The organism is Archangium sp. (assembly GCF_036389735.1).
Classification (GTDB): domain Bacteria; phylum Myxococcota; class Myxococcia; order Myxococcales; family Myxococcaceae; genus Archangium.
This window is the reverse complement of the sequence record NZ_DASVWK010001068.1, coordinates 1-4,553: the sequence shown is the minus strand read 5'-3', so window position 1 is coordinate 4,553 and position 4,553 is coordinate 1. Positions and strand designations below refer to the sequence as shown.

Below are 4,553 nucleotides of genomic sequence, written 5' to 3'. Positions count from 1 at the left end.
AGCCGGCCCCGCCCAAGACTCCGGCGACCACGTCCCCGCATGTGCGCGAGGACGTACCGGTGTCCGCTGGCGCGTGGGTGGCGTACGGGACGTCCGCGCTGGTGCCGCTCGGCGGGGTGTACGGCGCGAGCCGCGTGGGTGGGGAGCGGCTGTGGGTGACGGCGGCGGAGACGGCGGCCGGGAGTCTGGTGGGCTCGGCGCCCGGAGCGCTGCTGTTCCTCCAACCGGCGGCGGCGGGCGGGCGCTGGGCGGAGCTGGACGTGGCGGGGTTCGGCGCCGGGCTGGTGCTCACCCCTCCCCTCGCCGCGCTGGGCACCTGGGGGTTGGGCGAGCTGGCCTTCGCCGGCAGCCGGGACCGGGGGCATGCCTTCCTCGGGGCCATGGGCGGCGCGGCGGCGGGCATGCTGCTCGGGCTGGCCGTGCACGGGGTGCTGGAGGAGGTCGTCGACAACACCGACCGGCTCAAGCTGGTGCGCAAGTACATCGCCCTGGGCTTCATCGGCTCGGGCGCCACCGTGGGTTACCAGTGGGCGGGCGGAGGACCGCGAAACCGCCAGCGGTAGGGGGCTCCCGGGCTGTTACGCTCGCGCCCATGCGCCAACTCCTTCCGCTCCTCTCCGCCTGTGTGCTGCTGCTCCTCGCCCCCGCCTGTGGTGGGGGGGATACGTCCTCGGGGGATCCGACGAAGGTACAGTTCGCGCCCTCGCTGGGTGTGGACCTCAACGCGATGAACCGCAGTGACACCGGCCTCTACACGCAGGACCTGGTGGTGGGCACCGGTGACGAGGCCACCAACGGCCGCACCGTCTTCGTGCACTACTCCGGCTGGCTCCCCGACGGCACCCTGTTCGACACCTCGCGCGACAGCGAGCGGGCCTTCTCCTTCGTGCTCGGCCAGCGCCGGGTCATCCAGGGCTGGGACGAGGGGCTCGTCGGCATGAAGGCCGGGGGCCAGCGCCGGCTCGTCATCCCCTCCTCGCTCGGCTACGGCGAGCAGAGCGTGGGCGGCCTCCCGCCCAACTCGGTGCTCGTCTTCGACGTGGAGCTGCTCTCCGTGCGCTGAGCCTGTCGGATCCCCCCCATAGGCTCCTGCCTCGTGCCCCCTACCCATGAGGGGGTTGAAGAGGGAGCCTATGCGCGGAACCTGGAGTGGTCTCGGCCTGCTGCTGGTGGTGCCCTGGCTGACGGGCTGTGTGAGCGGTCCCCAGGTCCGTCTGGACACGGGCCAGGGGGCACCCATCGTCTATACGCCTCCGGCCCAACCTCCACCCGTGGAGCTCCGCCAGGAGGAACTCATCTCAGGCCTGACGGACTTGCTGCTGCACATGTCCCTGGCCGTGGACGCGCCCCGGTGGGAGGGCCGGATACGGCTCGCAACCTGGGAAGGAGGCCCGCGGGACGACCCGGCCCAGCGAATGATGGAGCGCCTGTGCGCGCCCTCGGAAGCCGCGGACGGCTGCCTCGTGCTGCCCGACAACGCGCCACCACCGGAAACACTGGCGCGCATGCGACTGGCGCTCTCCTTCGCCATGGACACCGTGTGGGAGGGAGCAGCCGTCCCCATCAGCGAGTACCTGGACCCGCTGGCCTTCAAAATCATGGTGTGTACGGCGATGAGCACCTATCTGCTCCTGCTGATGATTCCGGTGCCCGAACCGGTGACGAAGGGACTGGCCGCGGCGCTCACGCTGTACCTGGTGGCGTACCTGGGCCTGGGACCGGTGTGGGCCATGGTGGCTGCCGGAGTGCGGTTGCTGGAGGACTCGCAGCGGGCCCGCACCACTGGGGAACTGAAGGAGGCGGGCCACCGCTTCGGCGGGGTGCTGGGGGACAGCGGCATGCGCGTGCTCCTGCTGCTGGCGACAGCGGCGCTGTCGGGTGAGACGAACTTCGTGGGCAGGGGGCCGGGTTTGCCCGGTTTCGGCCGAGCGGCACTGGCCTCCCCGGTGCGCACGGGGGTGTCACTACAGGCCGCGGGGCAGGTGAAGTCGTTGGCGCTGGGCGTCAAGCAACTGACGGTGGTGCTGCCGCCTACGGCTGTGGCCGCCACCGCGATGGGGCCGGGCGACGGGGCTTTGCCCAAGAAGGGCAGCCTCACCGGGAAGCCCAAGCAGCCTCGACCAAACGATGATCAAGAAACGACACGGGGGCATGAGCGCGAGAACGAGTCGGCCCGTCTCCTCGCCAAGAACGGCTACGATGTGGAACAGAATCCACTCCGCAAAGGCAACGGCAAAGCACCCGACTACAAGCTCAACGGAGAATACGCGGACTGTTACGCTCCCAGTACTGACAATCCTCGCAATATCCGTGACACCATCGCATCGAAGGTGAACAAGCAGCAAGCCGACAGAATCGTCCTCAATCTCGAGGACAGCCAGGTGGAACTCGAGGCCCTCATGAAACAACTCCTCGAAAGTCCTATCGCGGCCCTGAAGGAAATCATTGTCATCAAGGGTGGGAGAATCATTTTATTCCATCCATGATTCCTCACAGCTCGAGCCGGATGAACTGGAGCCTCATATGGCACTGGACTACGATCTTCATCTATCGACCCGAATGAAGCCACCGCAGGCCATGGAGAAGCTGGCTGGCCAGCTCACCGGATTGACCTGGAGTGATGACAGATTCTTCTTGTTCGACACATCAGTGTCCATCTGCGCCAGCGAGAGCGGGTTCGAATCCATCAAGCAGGCGTTTCATTTCACTCCAACGCTCATGGTTGGATTCCGCCGCCTGGCCGATGCGGACTGGGACAGATTCAGGCAGATCTTGCTCGACGCATCCCTGCTCCTATTGGAGGAAGCCCAAGACGCGGTTCTCCTCTTCAACGGAGAGCGCATCGAACTCCAGCGGCTCGGAGGGCAGCTCGCCTTCAATGCGGATTCTGGCTATTGGCGTGACGAGAATTGGCTGAAGAGCAGGCTCACCGTTCCCTTTGACTGGCGCCCCCTCCCGTCACCACCCTAGCAGCAGACGGTCCGGGCCATCCGCTCACTCCGGTCTGTCCTCGAGTCGGGGAAACGTGATGTTGCCGAGCGTCATGCCCCTCGGTCCGTCCCCGGACACCTTGAGGACGTACGTCCCCAGCGCCTGCGTGTCCTTGGCCTCTGCCTCGATGAAGACGCTGCCCCTGCCACCGGGAGGAATGGGCTCGGGCGGCCACACCGTGGCCACCAGGTCCTCGCCTCCAATCTCCAGCACCACCACTCCCCGGGGTGCCCACGGCTCGGCACTCCGGTTCTCCAACTCCAACAGCAATCCCACCCGGTTGGCGGAACGCATGGCAATGGCCAGGAGCACCCCGAGCGCGTTCCTCGATCCCCGGGTGATGCGCTTGGAGATGGGCTGGGCGATGACCCCCCTCGCATCCATCGCTTCGGAGTCGAACAAGCTGGTGAGCCCATCCAGCTTGTCCGCGAGGGGCGTGCTCGCGAGGAGCACGCGCATCAGCAATGCCATGGAGGCTTGAGAAATCATCACGGTGGCTGCTCACTGGAAACGGTCGACCGCACGAACCTTGAACTCTGAGTACACCCTGGGGGTGTCAGAGCCCTTTTCGGGATTTCTCTGCAACCCCACGAACCAGTCCTCGGGATCCACCAACTCCAAGCAGATGCGAAACACCTGTCCGTCTGGCGTCCGGGCCTCGGTGAGACGCCCATAGACGCGCGTGTCGTATACGAGGAGCCGCCCCTTCAGCATCGTCCACTGCGGCAGCCGCCCCAGCTCGAGGCCCAACCGGATGGTGGTCTCGCCCTCACGCACGGAGCGCCAACCGGGCTCCTGGGTCATCTTCAGGTCGGTGGTGGCACTCGCGTGGTCCCTGATGCTGATGCCGAGCGTGTCCGTCATCGTCTCGATGGACCCCGGCGGGCAGTCGGCGGGCGGAGGCCGTGAACGGACCTTCGCGGCACGCGCGGGCTCGGCGCGGACCTGTGTGGCCGGGGGAGCACAGGCGGCCAGTGCGGTGCACCCGGCCCCCACGAGTGTCTTCTTCAAGGTGCAAGCGAATCCCTGCTTCGGGTCGAGCATCAAGCGCGTGTCTTCCTCACGGAGCGCCGCGATGGCGGCGGGCGCGGGGATGAATGCCCACCAACCGGGCACCGCGCCACCGCCAGATTCCAGCGCCCACCCCGGCCCGGCCATTTCCTGGCCGGATGTAACGGGCATGACGGGGGTACCCCAGGACAACCTTTCAGGTGGGGGGCCCCACCGTACTTCTCGCGAAGGCCGCCCCCCCGAAACAAGGGGGGCCTGGGGCCCCGAGAGGGCCACGAAGAAGAGCGCCACCGCCCCCACCAGCGCCAGGGTCGTCACGACTCCCACCAGTCCCCGGGCGCGGGCACCCGAGGCTTCGTGCTCCCTCGAGGCCTCCGGCTCCTTCGGCGCAGGCGGCACCGGCCCGTCCCCGTCCGGCGGCGCGGAGCGGGTGGGAGGCACGGGCGTGGGGGCCTCTTCCGCCGCGGAGGGCTCTCCCCGCACGGGGTAGCGCTCCTCGTAGCGGGCGAGCCGCTCCGAGCGCGCGTGCAGGGCCTCCGCGTCCAGAGAGC

4 protein-coding genes and 2 pseudogenes are annotated in these 4,553 nt (G+C 67.8%); 4 read left to right on the top strand and 2 right to left on the bottom strand.

The window, feature by feature from the left end; translation table 11 throughout:
- The 4 genes and pseudogenes from VF794_RS38275 to VF794_RS38260 all read left to right on the top strand — a co-directional run.
- A pseudogene (locus VF794_RS38275) lies at nt 1-563 on the top strand (hypothetical protein); the annotation flags it as partial.
- Nucleotides 564-592: 29 nt separating this feature from the next.
- Nucleotides 593-1,063, top strand: coding sequence for an FKBP-type peptidyl-prolyl cis-trans isomerase (locus tag VF794_RS38270; protein WP_331118398.1), 471 nt, complete (start codon nt 593-595; stop codon nt 1,061-1,063).
- 352 nt (nt 1,064-1,415) lie between these two features.
- On the top strand, nt 1,416-2,486 hold the full coding sequence (locus VF794_RS38265) for a hypothetical protein (protein WP_331118396.1): 1,071 nt from the start codon (nt 1,416-1,418) through the stop codon (nt 2,484-2,486).
- Nucleotides 2,487-2,523: 37 nt separating this feature from the next.
- The gene (locus tag VF794_RS38260) at nt 2,524-2,970 is read left to right on the top strand and encodes a SitI3 family protein (RefSeq protein ID WP_331118394.1); all 447 of its coding nucleotides are present in this window, start codon (nt 2,524-2,526) and stop codon (nt 2,968-2,970) included.
- A gap of 24 nt (nt 2,971-2,994) precedes the next feature.
- On the opposite strand, the gene VF794_RS38255 is transcribed toward VF794_RS38260, so the two are convergent.
- Both VF794_RS38255 and VF794_RS38250 read right to left on the bottom strand, forming a co-directional pair.
- On the bottom strand, nt 2,995-3,480 hold the full coding sequence (locus VF794_RS38255) for a DUF2381 family protein (protein WP_331118392.1): 486 nt from the start codon (nt 3,478-3,480) through the stop codon (nt 2,995-2,997).
- 12 nt (nt 3,481-3,492) lie between these two features.
- Nucleotides 3,493-4,553: pseudogene (locus VF794_RS38250) on the bottom strand (hypothetical protein); the annotation flags it as partial.